Raw genomic sequence first — 14,997 nt, 5'->3', positions numbered from 1 at the left:
GCATATCTATTAATCAAACTGAACTTTGCCTTATTACAAATGACCTATCTGAGGAAAAATAATTCAGTCAGTCCCTCTTTATTTAATATAGTAAGCTTCCTTTAGATATCAACCAAATAATGATACCCTGAGTTGCCTCACCAAAGTTACAACTCCGGAATCATCATCTATACTAAAAGTAGTTTGTGGCATAGAGCAAAGGAATAATAATGAATACTCATTCTGGTAGTGGCCGCGGCGATTTTCATACTCTTTACCAAGGTCAATCTGTAGATGATCTCATCATTGAATATATGGAAGAAAATAACATTCCTGGAATGTCTTTAGCAATTGTTCAAGCGCCTTATATTACACGAGTAGTTGGCTATGGATTCGCAGATACAGAAAAAAAGCTTCTAGTTTCTACTCGCACCCTCTTTCATGTGGGGCAATTAACGCACGCATTTACTGCAGTAGCGATAATGCAACTACTAGAAGAAGGAAAACTACAATTAGATGACTCGATTTCTGCCTCAATATCGTCCTTACCTCAAGCATGGCAAGATGTTACCATCAGACAATTATTAACTCACAGTTCAGGAATACCCGATTACTCAGAGTGTGAAGGTTTTTCTTTCCATAAAAATTATGAACCCGAGGATATTTTTAGTTTAATCAAAGATCCGAATTTATTATTTACTTCAGGCACAAAAATGCAACCCAGTGCCTCAAATTATTACTTACTAGGAATTATTATTGAAAACATCAGTGGCATGAGTTATGAAAATTATGTTACCAAAAATCAAATTGAGCGCGTAGGGTTGAAACGCACACTGTTTGTCAAAAATACTTCCGCCATCGATAATGAAGTACATAATGGCACTACCCCTTTCAAACACAGTGAGTTTTTACATAATCCCTCTTATATCGACCCTGTAGAAGTCGCTGTTGGTTATAAAGTGGATAATAAAGCGGCTCCACAGCTTACTTGGACAACCACTTTTGCACACAGTGGCATAATTGCCTCCGCAGAAGATATCAGCATATGGGATATCAGTCTGGCGGGATCTATTTTAGTCAAAGAAGCCGAAAATAGAGATTTTCTATATCATTGTATTACTTTAAATAATAAAACAGTAATCCCTGGAAATGCGGGCTGGGTATTCCCTGGCCATCCTGGCTTAATGGAGATAAAAGGTAACATTCCTGGCTTTTCAGCCTTTTTAAGCCGTTTTACCGCGCCTAATGAGCTATTATGTGTAACTCTTTTAGCCAATAAAGAGAATTTATATGATTTAGATATTTTAGGCCGTAAAATTGCAGCCGCATTTGATATTAAGCTGGCCGCTCCAGCAGGTTCAGGCTCACAAACGCTGCAAAGTCCATATTCTGTCTCCCAAACAATAGAACGAATCACTAACATGATTACCCAAAAGGGAGGTAAAATATTTGCTCATATTGATCACAGTAGTGAAGCCCAAAAGGTGAATCAATCACTGCTACCTACAGAGGTACTTATCATAGGAAACCCTGAAAAGGGAACACCATTAATGCAAGAAAATGCGGCAGTTGCTCTTGATTTACCCTTGCGGATAATGGCTACGGAAGATCAAAGTGGGCAGGTATGGTTAAGTTTCACCGATCCAATTCAATTAGGTAAAGAATACAATTTACACACTAATGAATTAAAACAAATTGCCACTGCCTTGCGCATGCTTTGTGAAAAAGCCGTATCAGCACAAAGTATCATTTAAGATTATTTATTGACTGAAATTGACTTAAAATGAAAAATAGGGCTTATGTAAGCAGTCATTAATTTTACTAGAATAATCGAATGAAATTCTCAACATTATTAAGAATGATGCGATTTTGGCCACCTTTTTGGGGTGCTGGCATCAGTGTAAAAAGTTTTCATTCTGATGGTACTCAGATTGTCGTCCAAATGAAGATGCGTTTTTGGAATAAAAATTATGTGGGAACGCATTATGGTGGTTCCATGTACTCTATGGCCGATCCGTTTTATATGTTGATGTTAATGAATTTATTAGGGAAGGGATATGTTGTCTGGGATAAATCAGCATCCATCCGTTATAAAATACCTGCTAAAGGGACTCTTTATGCGCAATTCAAATTAACTCCAGAACAGGTTGAGAACATTAGGAATGAAGTCAATAAAGCAAAAAAAATTGACTCAGAATTTATTGTTCCTATAACTGATGAAGAAGGAAAAATCGTTGCCGAAGTGAAAAAGATTCTTTCTATTATCAAAAAGTAAAGATGCAAAAATTCGCAGTTGCTTTACACGATGTTCAGGATACTTAATTAATAAGAGAGAGTACTATGCCAATCCATTTCTTTTCAGAAGAAGAACAAGCTCCCATATTGCATCACTATAATGAAACCCAAACCAAGAAAAATAAAATCCCACATCTGCTACGCAATTACAATTCGGGTTGGCCACTCTTACAGGTAAGTCTGTTTAGTCTCAATGACACCGTTGATCCAATAAAATATGAGCATGTTCTAGGTGGTGGAACGTGTCATTTTTTTTATATTGGTGCTTTTAACTTCGCAAGTCTTTTAACAAAAATTCCAGGCAATATGGAGATCATTATCCCACATCCCATACCCCCTCAAAGAGAGCAGATCAAAGCTGATAATGTACTTTTGTTTTTAAAGGCATTTAGCATTCATCATAAAAAATTGGGTATTAAAATTATTAGTACCTCAGGAGGGTACGGTAAAAATTTAACCATTGAACTTCCTGTGGGCAATGCAGAACAACTACGTAATGCATTGAGCGCTAGTTTTTCATTTGCATTAAAAGAACACGCTTCGATCAAAGCAATTGGGCTATGGGAAGATTCTGACTACACACAAAAACAAATCGAGGATGCAATTAACCCTGAAGTTGCTGTTTTTATCAATGGTCAAATCTTTATTGATTTAGGGATGCTTTTAAAACAAACAGTAAAGGATAAAGAGATCAACTTATTATTTAAGTATCTATTTAAAGTGAACGCTTTTTTGGAACTAACAAAGAACTTTTCTGATTTCAAGCCCAATTCAACTACAATCAGTGGAATATCTCCAGAAACTCCTGCAAAACCTCTCGAGTCAAATCTCAAAAAAACAATATCCTTTTTCCAGGAAGAAAAAAAAGACACAACACCACTTCATGATATGGCAGATTATAGTAAGGCTCCAGCAACAAACCAGAGAAGTGAATTCTCATAATAAGAAGTTAAACATCAACTTCCAAAGGTAAAAGTGTATACTTTAAAACCAGGATCATGAGTAATAATTTGTAAATATCCATCGGTGAATCTTTTTTGCGAAAGTAACTCGTAAATGGAGTATTTATCAACTACCAGCATACGTTCTTGTAATTTTTTTCCTGATATGGAATCCGTTAAGATTACCTTAACCGTAATGGGGTTTGCTGTATTATTTCCCATAACAGCATAAACTTTGCGTGCCATAAAGTGTATTTTTAGACCAGCATTTGCTTCTGCCGATACAATGTTCTCTGCATTGACCTGCCATAATCCATTCAAACTCCATGCATTAGACGGTAATTTATCGGAAAAATGATATTGGGTGGTTTTGTCTTTTATGAGCTCCGGACTGTAATCAGAGTCAGCTTTTGCATACCCCAAATAAGTTTCTGGTGTTTGGGAGAGGTTGAATGAAATTTCCTTTAAAGATTTTAAGGTGCTTAAGTCCTTGATCCCCAATAAAAAGCGAATGTTATTCTCCATAACATCATATTCACCTTCCCCAAAATGCCTGTAAACCACATAGCCCTTTTTGTTAATTAAATAATGAGCAGGCCAGTAATGATTTTGATAATTTCTCCAGGTTACAAATTGATTATCGAGTGCTACAGGATACACAATTCCATATCGCTCCACCGCAGCTTTGACATTATCTAATTTTTTTTCAAAATCAAACTCCGGTGTGTGGATGCCAATAATAACCAAACCTTTATCATGATAACGATGATACCAATCTTTGATGTAAGGTATGGTGCGCAAACAATTGATGCATGAATAAGTCCAGAAATCGATTAAAACTACTTTTCCATGCAAATCGACCAAACCTAAAGCAGGCGAATTAATCCAGGCATCGATACCTTGTATTGGTGGCGCTGGATAAGTAAACCATAAACCATTGATGAGTGAATTTGAAGTTTTAATTCCTGTTTGAGGAGTCACTGAAGATGAAACCACCTCTCCTTCAAAGTAAATCATATAAATCACACTCGCAATAATTACGCCTCCTAAAAACTTACGAAAAATAGTGGCTCGCGTTTTAAAAAAGGTGAATGTATTTATTAGTTTTTTTCCATATAGGGAAATAATTAACATAGGAATTGCTGCTCCAAGGGCAAATGCCATCAAAGAGAAGAAACTAATTATTGTTGTTTTCTGTAATGCTGTTTGCACAATAATCGCAGCCAGTATCGGCCCTGCACAGGGAGTCCAAATAATTGCAATGACTCCCCCCAAAAAAAGCCCATTCCAAAAACCTCCTTCATTCTTATTGGCAGAAGAAAAAAAGTTACCTATTCGGGTAAATCCTTGTGTTATTTTGCCAAATTGTTCTGTTAAATAATTTGAGATCATGACGAGGCCTAAAAGAAGCAAAATGGCATAACCGAACCCTCGAACTAAGTTAAAATCAACATTTAAATAACGCACTAATTGATGAGAAAAGAATACGAATAATGAAAAAAACAAAGTAAAACCAACAATAATTCCCATTGGTCGTTTCTTGGATCCTGAGAGTGAACCTGCCAAAAAAATAGGTAGAATAGGTAAAATACAAGGAGAAATAATTAAACAAAATCCTTCTATAAACCCCAAAATAATATTAATAAAATTCGCTTCCATTTTATTTCCGGAAATCGCAATTGATTTTCAATCCATATCTTGTGCGTTGCGTGGCCACTCTTTGTTTTTTAATTGCAATTGCAGAGATCCATTGCTGCACACAAAAAATAAATTGGCGCGAAAAACATCAAATACAAACTATGACTTGTTATAAACGCACATGAGCTCCACTTTCTTGTAATCGCTTGGCAACAACTAACTGAATATTGTCGCGCGCGCGCGGAGGAAAATATTGATAAACTGCCAAAAAATCCCTTGCGGTAATCGTAAGAAACTGGCACGCAGTTATGGTACTAATACGCGCCGTTCTCCGAATATTACGTAAAATGGCAATTTCCCCGAACACATCGCCTGGACCCAAAGTATTAATGCGTTTCCACCCCATAGATTGGGTTTTTATAGAAACCTGAACAGTACCTCGAATAATAATATATAGCTTATCCCCTATTTCGCCTTGTTCTATGACAATCTCTTCGGGTCTATAGTTCGCTATAACACATTTATCAGCAAGCATTTTTTGCTCAATCAGGCCAATACCTGTAAAAATGGTTGCTCGAGAAAGGATGGGTATAATTTCTGCTTGAGATAAACTATTACTAGGTTCCATATACTTTCTCCCTATTTAAAATGATATCCTGGCAACGAGCTACCTACTGCTTATAGTATAGTTGTATTTTTTAAAATTTTTTAAAATCAGAGTAGTTAAATAGTTGTTTACAAAACAATTGCCCCAAAAATAATAAAACACTGATTAAATCAGCTACGCCCCCTGGACTAATTCCTAACTCAGAAAAATGTTGATGTAATTCCAATGCCTTTGTTTGGCGAGTTTGCACACATCGAATTGCTAATAATTCGGCTGCTTTACATTTTGCATAATCTAAACCTGACTTCCCCTTCCTATGAAGAATATTGGTATCATCCATACGCAGTAAAAGCTCTAAATAAGCAAATAAACAAACTGTATCCAGTGATTTAGTCTCAATAAAAAGTGAAATAAAGGCAGGAAGTAATTGAAAAATCAGTTGATAACCCTGCATCGCCATTTGCTTGGCATCAATAACCTTATATTTTCGACGTACTAATGCACCGTGGCTTTCTGGATTTTCAAGATGGTTTGCCAAATATTTCGGCCAATCTGTCAATATTTGCCGATGAACATCCATAGGAGTGAATTGTCTTTTTTCCTGGGCCAACCTCATCACTGAAATACAGATTATACCCAAGGCAAAAATAGCACCACGATGCGTGTTTATTCCCCTGGTTTTTTCAAACATCCGCCGTTCCGCCTCAATAGCTACTTGTTTTAATTCTTCAAAAGAGTCATGAATTAATCCCATTTTTGTAATTTGATAAAAATAATGACGCAAGGTAAATAGGCTACGATAAAATGTTTCACCATTCATATCATGATGTGCACCAGCATCCACAAAACTGACCAAACCTGGTTTAGGATACGCTTTGACTTCAAAATAAAGCGCTCTAACCGCCATTTTGGCAAGCGCTCTTTCACAACAGCGGATAATGTTCATAAAGTTCCACTCTTGATAATAATGTAACCTTGTCCTGACTCTTACATAACAGTTTTTTTGCAGCTAAATTGAGTAGCTCTTTGAGAGGAATATCGCCAAAACCAGGAAAGCGCACTTCGCCATCAATCGTTCGATTGAATTTTTTTGTTAATGCGTCAACGAATTCACGGAGAATAATCAAAGAATATCCTTGGTAATTGAGGAGTAAATCAACATCTGAATCGGACTCAACAAATGAGTCTCCTGATAAATAGTGAAATAAAAATGAGCCATACACCGCGATATCCGAAATCAAATACAATTCAAGAAGATGATTTAACTCCTTTACTCCATAATAACGGGAAAAAAAATCCTGCATCTCGATGAGTTGAGGAAGTGGCTTTTGTTTTTGTACTAATGATGGCGCAACTCGGATACCAACTCGGTGTTTTTTATTGGAAAACAGAAGGGTTAATCCAAGACTTATTGTTTCTTGAGAAACTAATTGTTTGGCATAAATACAAGGCAAGCCTTTTGCAAGCCAAAGTGTTACCTGTTCTTCAATCATTTGTTTGTCTTCATGTAATGAAGCAATAGCAAAATCAGCATCAGATTGGAGATAAATTAAATGATGTCGTTGTGGACTCATAAATGATTGGCTACTTTATTGATAATCGTGTAAGCAAGCTTTCTGCCATCACGTTCGCTCCCCAGGAGTGCTCGCTCATCTTTAGTATTATTTTTTCGAATTGCCAATGCAATTTTTTCAGCAAGTTCAGATGGACTTACAATCTCATGCAAACCTCCAAGTTCATAAAAATTTTGCACACCAGGTGCAAAAACTGGAAATGTCTTGCTAAGCTCCTGGAGTGTGCTCAATTCTATTTTGGTCACCTTTGCGATGCCTTCCAGCCACATCACAGCCAAAGCTGCATCAGGCAAAGCTAAGATAGTATCTGCCATTAAGCCATAGGCAATAAACGCGCCTCCTAAGGCTTGATTATACACAAGCGATATCAAAGCATTTCCTTGTTGGCGTAAACACTCCAAACATTCAAGCAAATGGCCAAAATATTGGTGCATCCCCAACCATTCGTCACGCATTGTTAACTTTTGCCCCGCAACATCGACTAAAAGCAGAACTGGATCCTTTGATTGACTCTCAAGAATATCGATGATGTGCTGAGCCATAATCAGTGCTTGCTCTACACCCAGGAATGTTGATTCCTTTACTCCAAGAAGATGGATCGGTTGATTATTCAGCTTTGCTTGTCCAGAAATAACCGATTGATGTTCCTGTAGCGTAACATCTTGAGAAAAAATCTGCTTGAGAAGAGCCTTTAATGCAACCATTTCTTATTCCTTCTGTATTATCGCAGCGCAGACTACAATCGATTACGATTCTTTTTTTATATTTTTTGCTGCGTTTAAAAATTCCTGTTCACTCATACCAAAAAGAGTTGCAGCATACTTTGGGGCAACTTTATTAAGATAAGTTCCCTCTTCTTGATATCCATCAGTTTCCTGAAAACGTTTTTTTAACAAAGCATGCTTGTGTTTTATGGAATAGAGATCCAATGGAACGCGCTGATTAAGAGCAGCAATCAGTTTAGTGCGTATTGCTGCAACATCAGAACCCACATAGCTTTGAGCAACATCCTGTAAATAGCGTGTTTTACCTCCATATACACGCCATACCAAAGCTCTATCCTGTGAATTAAACGCTTGAATTCCCGCTACCGCTTGAATCACCTCAGGACCCGATACTCCAATACGCCCTACTTCATTAATTACAAGATAATCCAAACAAGCCGAAATAATTCCCATACCACCAAAAGCACCATTTTTACCACAAACGACACCTATAGTGGTTACCCCTTGATGACGTGCGTCAAAAATAGCGCGAATTATTTCTGAAATTGCTATTTCTCCCGCATTTGCTTCATGCAAACGCACACCGCCACTATCAATAAGAAGAATAACTGCTTTAGCCTGGGTTTTAATTGCTGCTTTAAATAAGCCAGTAAGTTTTGCTCCATGAATTTCACCGACGGCACCACCCATGAAATCTTTTTGCTGGGCAGCAACAAGTACTTTATTCTTTTGTAACAATGCAGATCCGATAACAATGCCGTCATCTGCTTCACCTGGCAAATTTAATGCAGCTAAATAAGGACTGTACTGCTTTTCATCAGCAAGCCACTCCATAAACGAATCCTCATCAAAAACAACCTGGATTCGTTCACGTGCATCAAGCTCTTCATAATTAGTACCTATTTTGCAATTACCCTGAAACTCGTCCAATGCCTGACTTAAACGTAATAAAACAACAGCAGGTGTTGCTCCATTATCATTGAGTGTAAATTGCAAACCAACGGGTTGATGTTGACTCACAAAATCCCCAATTACCATTTTCCAAACTGGTTTATAATGTTCAATTGCAGTCTGGATCGTGAAAATCGTTTCAGAATTGGTATTTTCCTCAATAATGACTTCTAGATTTCCAGAGCCAACAACCCCACAAACCGTTTTTTTGCCTCGCAAACGTTCTCCAGAAAGTGTAAAGCGAAACTCCATCATTTCCATATTTTTTGTCCTACCAATTTCTAAATTTTACAGGCGGTTCATATAGACCCTGTGAACAATCAACAAGATCACGAATTGACTTGGCTGCCAATAAATCTCGAGTTGCATCGGAAATTTTAATTCCTAAATCTTCAGGACGTTTAATCACTCCTCGCTGACGCAATTCATCAACCTTTCTCCTATCACGCATTATTCCAACCTCAGTATATCCTGCGATGCCACGAATCGCTTGCTCACGCTCTTCAAGATTACGGCACATCAAAAGATTTGCAATACCCTCTTCAGTCACTACATGACTTACATCGTCTCCATAAATCATCACTGCGGGTAAATCAGCATTCATCGATTTTTGCAAAGCCCAGGCATCCAGATGCTCCACAAATGTAGGTTGTGTTGAACTCTGGAATGTTTCTACCATTTGAATCACCAATTTTCTTCCTCGCGGCATTTTTGTCGCCAGGGCGTCACTGCGTTCTTGTCCTGCTTTTAACCAAGCATATGAAGAATGACGTCGACCCGGAGCATCACAACCCATATTGGGAGCCCCACCAAAACCTGCGATACGCCCCTCAACTGCTGTAGAACTATTTCCTTCAAGATCCATCTGCAATGTTGCTCCGATAAACACATCACACGCATAATGCCCAGCCAACTGGCCTAACATCCGATTTGAGCGCAAGCATCCTTCTTTACCAGTAAAAAAGATATCTGGACGAGCAGCTGCATAGCGATTCATACCCACTTCGCCCCCAAATGGATAAATTGTTTTCACAAATCCAGCTTCGATAGCAGGTATTAAGGTAGGTAAAGGATTAACAACCCAATGCTGGCATATTTTTCCCTTTAACCCTAATGATGCTGCATAGGTCGGCAAAAGTAATTCAATGGCACATGTATTAAAACCCACGCCATGATTTAATCTATTCACTTGATAAGGTGCGTAGATCCCTTTAATCACCATCATGGCCATTAATATTTTCACTTCATCTATGTGTGCGGGATCCCGGGTAAACAGTGGTTCAATATAAGATGTATCTGGACCTTGAACAATGACATCAACCCAATCTCCAGGAATATCAACTCGCGGTAACTGCTCTACCACTTCATTGACTTGTACAATAACTATGCCATTTTTAAAGTTAGTCGCCTCGATAATTGCTGGCGTTTCTTCGGTATTGGCTCCGGTAAACAAATTACCTTGTTTATCTGCCTTATCCGCCATCAACAAACAAACATTTGGCGTCAAATCAGCAACCAATCGTCCAAATAATTCATTATAAGTATGGATATTTCCTATCTCGATTTTTTTATTTTTTACCATATCTGCAAGACGAATTGATTGTGGGCCTGAATAGGCAAAATCAATCCGGTTCGCTATTCCTTTTTCAAAAATATCGAGATGTTCGGACAAGGCAATAGCGGATTGGATCATATGTAAATGATTTACCCTGCCAGGATTTAACTGAGTCAATGCTGCAGCCAAAAAATTGGCTTGCTTTTGGTTATCTCCTTCGATGCAAACTCGGTCACCTGAGTGAATGAGCAGCGAAAGCACGGCAACTAGGTCAGATGCCTCAACAAATTTGTTGTTTTTAAGAAAAGATTTTATTTTGGACAGGCGCTTTAAATATTCTTTTTTATTCTGGTCCCACATTGTGCTTCCTGCGTTATTATTTTTGAATATATATCCAAGAGACTCCTCAAACCTTGCATTTTGGAGTTTCTTCGGTATAGCTAGTGCAATTTAAGCCGAGGTTTTACTCTGCGACTTAACACATTCGACAGAGAAAGCAAAAAAACTCGCCACCCGCCATATAATGCCATTTGGTGTTGTTTATATAAAGATAAATAGAATAAGCGTGCCAACTTACCTTCTATCATGAATCGTTTAGTAATTTTACCCATTAAATTACCAATCACATGATGACTTAAAGTAACTAAAGAACCATGATCATGATAATGATATACAGGTAAAGGCTTACCCTCCAAATATTTATCCAAATTTTTATATAAAAAACTTGCTTGTTGGTGTGCTGCTTGTGCACGTGGCGGAACCGTTTTATCCGAGTTGGTTTGTGGGCAACTCGCACAATCACCTAGAGCAAAAATAGAATCATCCAGGGTTGTTTGTAAGGTTTGCTTCACTAACAATTGATTGGTGTGATTCACCTCCAAACCATCCAGCTGCCTCAAAAAATCTGGGGCTTTAATGCCAGCAGTCCAGACAACAAGATCGGCAGGAATAAATTGTGTCGATTTTGTATGTAAACCACGTTCTGTGACTTTATCAACTTGTTCATTGACACAGATTGTTACCCCCATGCGAGTTAATTCCGCAGATACTTTTTCAGATAATTCTTCTGGAAGCGCGGTCAATAATCGGCTTGCTGCTTCAATTAGGGTAAACGAAATGATTTCAGGTTGAATACCAATACCATAATTTATAATTTCATGAATTGTGTTATTTAATTCTGCGATTAATTCAATCCCCGTTGCGCCACCTCCCACCACTACGAGATTAAATTGACCTTGCTGTGGTTGCTGGGAAAGACGCATAAAACGGTTTAATAATTCGCGATGAAAATAGGTCGCTTGCTGTATGTTATCTAAAAACAAACAATGTTCACGTACCCCAGGGATACTGAAATCATTAGCGACACTTCCCACCGCAATAATTAAAATATCGTATGAAACAGCTCGTTTTGGCAGAACCTCTTGTTCATGACTGAAAAATGGGGACAAATAAATTTCTTTTTTACTTCGATTTAAACCTTCAAGAGCTCCTAAAACAAAATGAAAATGATGTGTCGCTGCATAAGCAAGATAGTCAATTTCATTTTCATTGGTAAACAAGCTACCTGCAGCCACCTCATGTAATAAGGGTTTCCAAATATGGGTCGGGGAACAATCCACCAAAGTAATGGCTGCTTTACCTCCTTTCCCATATTTATTTCCAAACAGTGCAGCCAGCTCCATTCCTCCTGCACCACCGCCGACAATAACTATGTTGGGTACATGAATTTTATTTGGCATAAAAATTCTTCCACAGAATAAATTGTTATTATAGTAGGTTCTGCTGATAATTTATTTTCATACTAATGAGTTGCTTATCATAAGTAAACATGCCGCTCCCCCATTCATATTAAAGACAGAAGAGGGAAAACTTCAGGACTAATCACTACTGACAGAAACTGTCAACGCTATCATTTAAACTCAAATCTCCGTTCAATTTAGGAGAGTTTTTTATGAACCTTGATCCAAATTTAATAATTTTTTATGTTGATAATCCTCAGGTTAGTGCGCCTTTTTACGAGCGTTTATTCAAGAATCAACCTATTGCATCGTCACCTAATTTTGTCATGTTCTTATTAAAATCAGGCGTACGTTTGGGCTTATGGTCAAAGCACTCTGTTGAGCCACCCGTAAGAGTACTTGGTGGTGGTAATGAGCTTTCACTACAAGTGCATGATAACCATATAGTTGACGAACTTCACGCACTCTGGCAGCAAGAGGGAATTCAGATTGCCCAACCACTTACGATGATGGATTTTGGCTATACTTTTGTCGCACTTGATCCCGATAATCATCGTCTTCGGATTTTCTCATTGAAGGCCCAAAACAGTGCCTCGTAATTCCGGCCTTAAAATAATTAGCTTTTTTACTTACCCTAGGGCTTTATTCGAAATCCAGTCTCCCTTCCCCAAAGGGAGCTCCCACAAGGAGAGCTGCAATGAGGTCATATGGTTCACATCATGGGTATTACTTTGATGCACAGATTCAGGCAGGAGTAAAAATATTTAAATCTCGGTTCTAGGCGTTGAGGCCTCTTTCGCTATTTTAAATACTGGTTTTGCTCAGGTTGGCCAGTGTTTATTAGTCTGATCATTGTTTTTTATCTGATAACCAATAAGCCTGCGGGCTTTTAATTTATCCCCCTATTATGGGTTATAATTTAGATCATCGCTTAAAATAACTCTGAGCAGTATGCTCATTTATAAAATCGATCATTTTTTCGTTTTTATTATGTTCGGCCCAATCCATAGGGGATTGATTTAAACCATCACTAAGTTTTAAATCGGCTCCTTTTTCCACTAAATACTCTAATATTTTTAGATCGTTACGCTTGGCGGCAAGCAAGGCAGGAGTCATCCCATATCTATTTTGGGCATTCACATTTCCACCATACTCATTTAAAATTATCTGAACCTGCTCCAGATCGCCATCTAAAACAGCCTCGCACAAACTTTCATCCATTAAATTAAATTTAGTTTGCATGAATTAATCTCCTATGCTATTAAGTCTAATATGGTCTTTGTACCTGGGTCTATTGAAACCCTTTCTTGGGACTGTTGTAAGATACCATACCATATTGTTCGTCCCAAGCATTCTGAGCCGTCTTAGACTCGTTCTTGATCCCTTCTAGGTTTTCTCGAGATAGCGTTTTGAAAAAATCCAATGCCTGTTGACGTTCTTTCTTAGGTAAACTATCTACTGATTGTGCAATGACCTTCAAGGTTTCCTTGGTCATCAAATGTTCAAATGGTCTTGGAGAAGGAAAGAATGAAAACGGAAACATTCCTGTCAAATTAGGAGCTACTTTTTGCAGAAAACCAGGTGATACCTCAACTTTAAATTTTCTCTGATATCTATGTTCTAGTTCAATCGGTAATAAGGCATTACGTACAGGATTTTCATGCAAGTCTTTTACAATACAACCAAACAATTCGGCACATAATCGATTACCCGCGTCTGTATCGGGAATCAGCCTTGATAATGCTTCCAATGTGTGTTTTCCTGTTTGAAAACGTCCTGCCTCGTACTCTTGTTTCACAGTATTGTAATATCGAGCAAGAATCTCCATACATAATAGAGTATCTTGTTTACTTACGAATATATTTCGGGCATGTTCCGCCATCTTATAAAAATCTTGTGTTTGGTGTACATATTTGTATCTTTCTTCTTCCGCATGCCAACTCGGTATGTTTGTGTATACTCTGAGTAAACTTTTAAAATGATAATATCCATATTTAACGCCATTAATTTCAGCCTCAACAGCTGGCTTGCTCTTGCCATCATCTGAAGTTAACTTCCCAGTTAACTCAAGAACTTCCGGTTTCGGTGGAGGCATACCCACACGCCAACTTTCTCGTTGGCATGCAATAACAAGTGGCATCAATTTATATCGAGAATCATCTAAATTTGCTGGATAAAAATCAAAAGTTTTATCTTTTTTATATTTATCATCTATTCTCACTCTATAGGTAAGACCATACTGGCTCATGCCCTCACAAAAAGCGATATCATATACCCCATTGCAGTTTTCATCTTTATGCCATGGATCAGAATCATATTCAGTACAATAATCAACTAAAGTTTTCGCAAAAATTTCTGGTAACTTACTCTCAGAACCGGTGAATACTAATTTATTATGCGCAGAAACATAAACTTCAGAGCATCTGCTGCTATTAAACGCATCCGTATTGGAGTGAAAAGTTAACTCATACAGTTTATCAAAATTATTATTTGCCCATGTGACATTCGAGTCTGTCTGTAAGCATGGCCTGCCCTGGTTGTCTATAATCGTACGTGTTTTAACAATATCAGCAACACTTCCCATAGCCTTACAATTTCTTAAAAATTTAAGCTCCGCATCACTGACGTTACAGCTGAGAAAATCCTTAATCAAGATGTCATTTCCATAAAATTTTTTGGCATCTTGGATCATCCTTTCTTTTGCCGCTATATAATTTGGTGAATTATAATCTTCTCCCTTTTCCCAATTAGGTATAAGAAACAATGTAATTTCAACCTTAGGTGGTATTTCTTCCCTTTTTTTTGCAGCATTTTCAAGTCCTTCTTTTAAACGAACCACGTCTTGCCTATTTCCCTCACTTAAAATACCCGTGTGATATCCTGGCTCTGAATCGGTTCGCTTTGAATAAAAAGTTATTGCTACGACCGGTGAGTCTTTTTTGGCTATAACTTTTTTACTTGATTCATCAATTCTATTTAGCATATCGCATTCC

Annotated in this window: 14 protein-coding genes; 4 read left to right on the top strand and 10 right to left on the bottom strand. The window is 37.8% G+C overall.

Annotated elements, in window-relative coordinates:
• Positions 1-209 precede the first annotated feature (209 nt).
• The 3 genes from ELY20_RS02840 (at position 210) to ELY20_RS02830 (ending at position 3,216) form a co-directional block, all read left to right on the top strand.
• Positions 210-1,733: a serine hydrolase gene (locus tag ELY20_RS02840; RefSeq protein WP_110143160.1), complete on the top strand. Its 1,524-nt coding sequence runs from the start codon at positions 210-212 to the stop codon at positions 1,731-1,733.
• Between the two features lie 80 nt (positions 1,734-1,813).
• Positions 1,814-2,254 carry a DUF4442 domain-containing protein gene (locus tag ELY20_RS02835; protein ID WP_110143161.1) on the top strand — a complete coding sequence of 147 codons (441 nt, stop codon included), beginning with the start codon at positions 1,814-1,816 and terminating at the stop codon, positions 2,252-2,254.
• Positions 2,255-2,319: 65 nt separating this feature from the next.
• Complete coding sequence (locus ELY20_RS02830; protein WP_110143162.1) at positions 2,320-3,216, top strand: hypothetical protein; 897 nt, start codon at positions 2,320-2,322, stop codon at positions 3,214-3,216.
• A gap of 14 nt (positions 3,217-3,230) precedes the next feature.
• Here ELY20_RS02830 and ELY20_RS02825 read toward each other — a convergent pair whose 3' ends face one another.
• The 8 genes from ELY20_RS02825 to ELY20_RS02790 all read right to left on the bottom strand — a co-directional run bounded on the left by ELY20_RS02825 (position 3,231) and on the right by ELY20_RS02790 (position 12,004).
• Positions 3,231-4,874: a cytochrome c biogenesis protein DipZ gene (locus ELY20_RS02825; protein WP_110143163.1), complete on the bottom strand. Its 1,644-nt coding sequence runs from the start codon at positions 4,872-4,874 to the stop codon at positions 3,231-3,233.
• A gap of 148 nt (positions 4,875-5,022) precedes the next feature.
• On the bottom strand, positions 5,023-5,481 hold the full coding sequence (locus tag ELY20_RS02820; RefSeq protein WP_110143164.1) for a cyclic nucleotide-binding domain-containing protein: 459 nt from the start codon (positions 5,479-5,481) through the stop codon (positions 5,023-5,025).
• 70 nt (positions 5,482-5,551) lie between these two features.
• Positions 5,552-6,406, bottom strand: a complete 855-nt coding sequence (locus tag ELY20_RS02815; protein ID WP_110143165.1) for a triphosphoribosyl-dephospho-CoA synthase MdcB — start codon at positions 6,404-6,406, stop codon at positions 5,552-5,554.
• Positions 6,384-7,034 carry a phosphoribosyl-dephospho-CoA transferase MdcG domain-containing protein gene (locus ELY20_RS02810; RefSeq protein WP_110143166.1) on the bottom strand — a complete coding sequence of 217 codons (651 nt, stop codon included), beginning with the start codon at positions 7,032-7,034 and terminating at the stop codon, positions 6,384-6,386. Before ELY20_RS02810 ends, ELY20_RS02815 begins: the two co-directional genes overlap by 23 nt.
• The gene (locus ELY20_RS02805; protein ID WP_110143167.1) at positions 7,031-7,738 is read right to left on the bottom strand and encodes a biotin-independent malonate decarboxylase subunit gamma; all 708 of its coding nucleotides are present in this window, start codon (positions 7,736-7,738) and stop codon (positions 7,031-7,033) included. Before ELY20_RS02805 ends, ELY20_RS02810 begins: the two co-directional genes overlap by 4 nt.
• Positions 7,739-7,780: 42 nt before the next feature.
• Positions 7,781-8,971 carry a biotin-independent malonate decarboxylase subunit beta gene (locus tag ELY20_RS02800; protein ID WP_110143168.1) on the bottom strand — a complete coding sequence of 397 codons (1,191 nt, stop codon included), beginning with the start codon at positions 8,969-8,971 and terminating at the stop codon, positions 7,781-7,783.
• 10 nt (positions 8,972-8,981) lie between these two features.
• Entirely contained in the window at positions 8,982-10,625 is a 1,644-nt protein-coding gene (mdcA, locus tag ELY20_RS02795; RefSeq protein ID WP_110143169.1) for a malonate decarboxylase subunit alpha, read from the bottom strand.
• An 80-nt stretch (positions 10,626-10,705) separates the two neighbouring features.
• Positions 10,706-12,004: an NAD(P)/FAD-dependent oxidoreductase gene (locus tag ELY20_RS02790; protein ID WP_110143170.1), complete on the bottom strand. Its 1,299-nt coding sequence runs from the start codon at positions 12,002-12,004 to the stop codon at positions 10,706-10,708.
• 212 nt (positions 12,005-12,216) lie between these two features.
• Between ELY20_RS02790 and ELY20_RS02785 the strand changes: the two genes are divergently transcribed.
• A complete protein-coding gene (locus tag ELY20_RS02785; protein WP_110143171.1) occupies positions 12,217-12,603 on the top strand; it encodes a VOC family protein in 387 nt (128 codons plus the stop codon).
• Between the two features lie 325 nt (positions 12,604-12,928).
• Here the strand turns inward: ELY20_RS02785 and ELY20_RS02775 are convergent, their stop codons facing one another.
• On the bottom strand, positions 12,929-13,246 hold the full coding sequence (locus ELY20_RS02775) for an ankyrin repeat domain-containing protein (protein ID WP_110143172.1): 318 nt from the start codon (positions 13,244-13,246) through the stop codon (positions 12,929-12,931).
• Between the two features lie 49 nt (positions 13,247-13,295).
• A complete protein-coding gene (locus ELY20_RS02770; protein ID WP_110143173.1) occupies positions 13,296-14,987 on the bottom strand; it encodes a hypothetical protein in 1,692 nt (563 codons plus the stop codon).
• Between the last annotated feature and the right edge of the window lie 10 nt (positions 14,988-14,997).

The sequence above is a fragment of the Legionella qingyii genome, assembly GCF_003990155.1.
GTDB lineage: Bacteria > Pseudomonadota > Gammaproteobacteria > Legionellales > Legionellaceae > Legionella > Legionella qingyii.
This window is presented reverse-complemented; position numbering and strand designations above follow the sequence as displayed.

Excerpts from the sequence above, each read along its gene's own strand:
- ELY20_RS02820 (WP_110143164.1), bottom strand. The coding sequence starts at position 5,481 with ATGGAACCTAGTAATAGTTTATCTCAAGCAGAAATTATACCCATCCTT.
- ELY20_RS02770 (WP_110143173.1), bottom strand. The coding sequence starts at position 14,987 with ATGCTAAATAGAATTGATGAATCAAGTAAAAAAGTTATAGCCAAAAAA.
- ELY20_RS02800 (WP_110143168.1), bottom strand. The coding sequence starts at position 8,971 with ATGGAAATGATGGAGTTTCGCTTTACACTTTCTGGAGAACGTTTGCGA.
- ELY20_RS02775 (WP_110143172.1), bottom strand. The coding sequence starts at position 13,246 with ATGCAAACTAAATTTAATTTAATGGATGAAAGTTTGTGCGAGGCTGTT.
- ELY20_RS02785 (WP_110143171.1), top strand. The coding sequence starts at position 12,217 with ATGAACCTTGATCCAAATTTAATAATTTTTTATGTTGATAATCCTCAG.
- ELY20_RS02835 (WP_110143161.1), top strand. The coding sequence starts at position 1,814 with ATGAAATTCTCAACATTATTAAGAATGATGCGATTTTGGCCACCTTTT.
- ELY20_RS02805 (WP_110143167.1), bottom strand. The coding sequence starts at position 7,738 with ATGGTTGCATTAAAGGCTCTTCTCAAGCAGATTTTTTCTCAAGATGTT.
- ELY20_RS02790 (WP_110143170.1), bottom strand. The coding sequence starts at position 12,004 with ATGCCAAATAAAATTCATGTACCCAACATAGTTATTGTCGGCGGTGGT.
- ELY20_RS02815 (WP_110143165.1), bottom strand. The coding sequence starts at position 6,406 with ATGAACATTATCCGCTGTTGTGAAAGAGCGCTTGCCAAAATGGCGGTT.
- ELY20_RS02825 (WP_110143163.1), bottom strand. The coding sequence starts at position 4,874 with ATGGAAGCGAATTTTATTAATATTATTTTGGGGTTTATAGAAGGATTT.
- ELY20_RS02830 (WP_110143162.1), top strand. The coding sequence starts at position 2,320 with ATGCCAATCCATTTCTTTTCAGAAGAAGAACAAGCTCCCATATTGCAT.
- ELY20_RS02840 (WP_110143160.1), top strand. The coding sequence starts at position 210 with ATGAATACTCATTCTGGTAGTGGCCGCGGCGATTTTCATACTCTTTAC.
- mdcA (WP_110143169.1), bottom strand. The coding sequence starts at position 10,625 with ATGTGGGACCAGAATAAAAAAGAATATTTAAAGCGCCTGTCCAAAATA.
- ELY20_RS02810 (WP_110143166.1), bottom strand. The coding sequence starts at position 7,034 with ATGAGTCCACAACGACATCATTTAATTTATCTCCAATCTGATGCTGAT.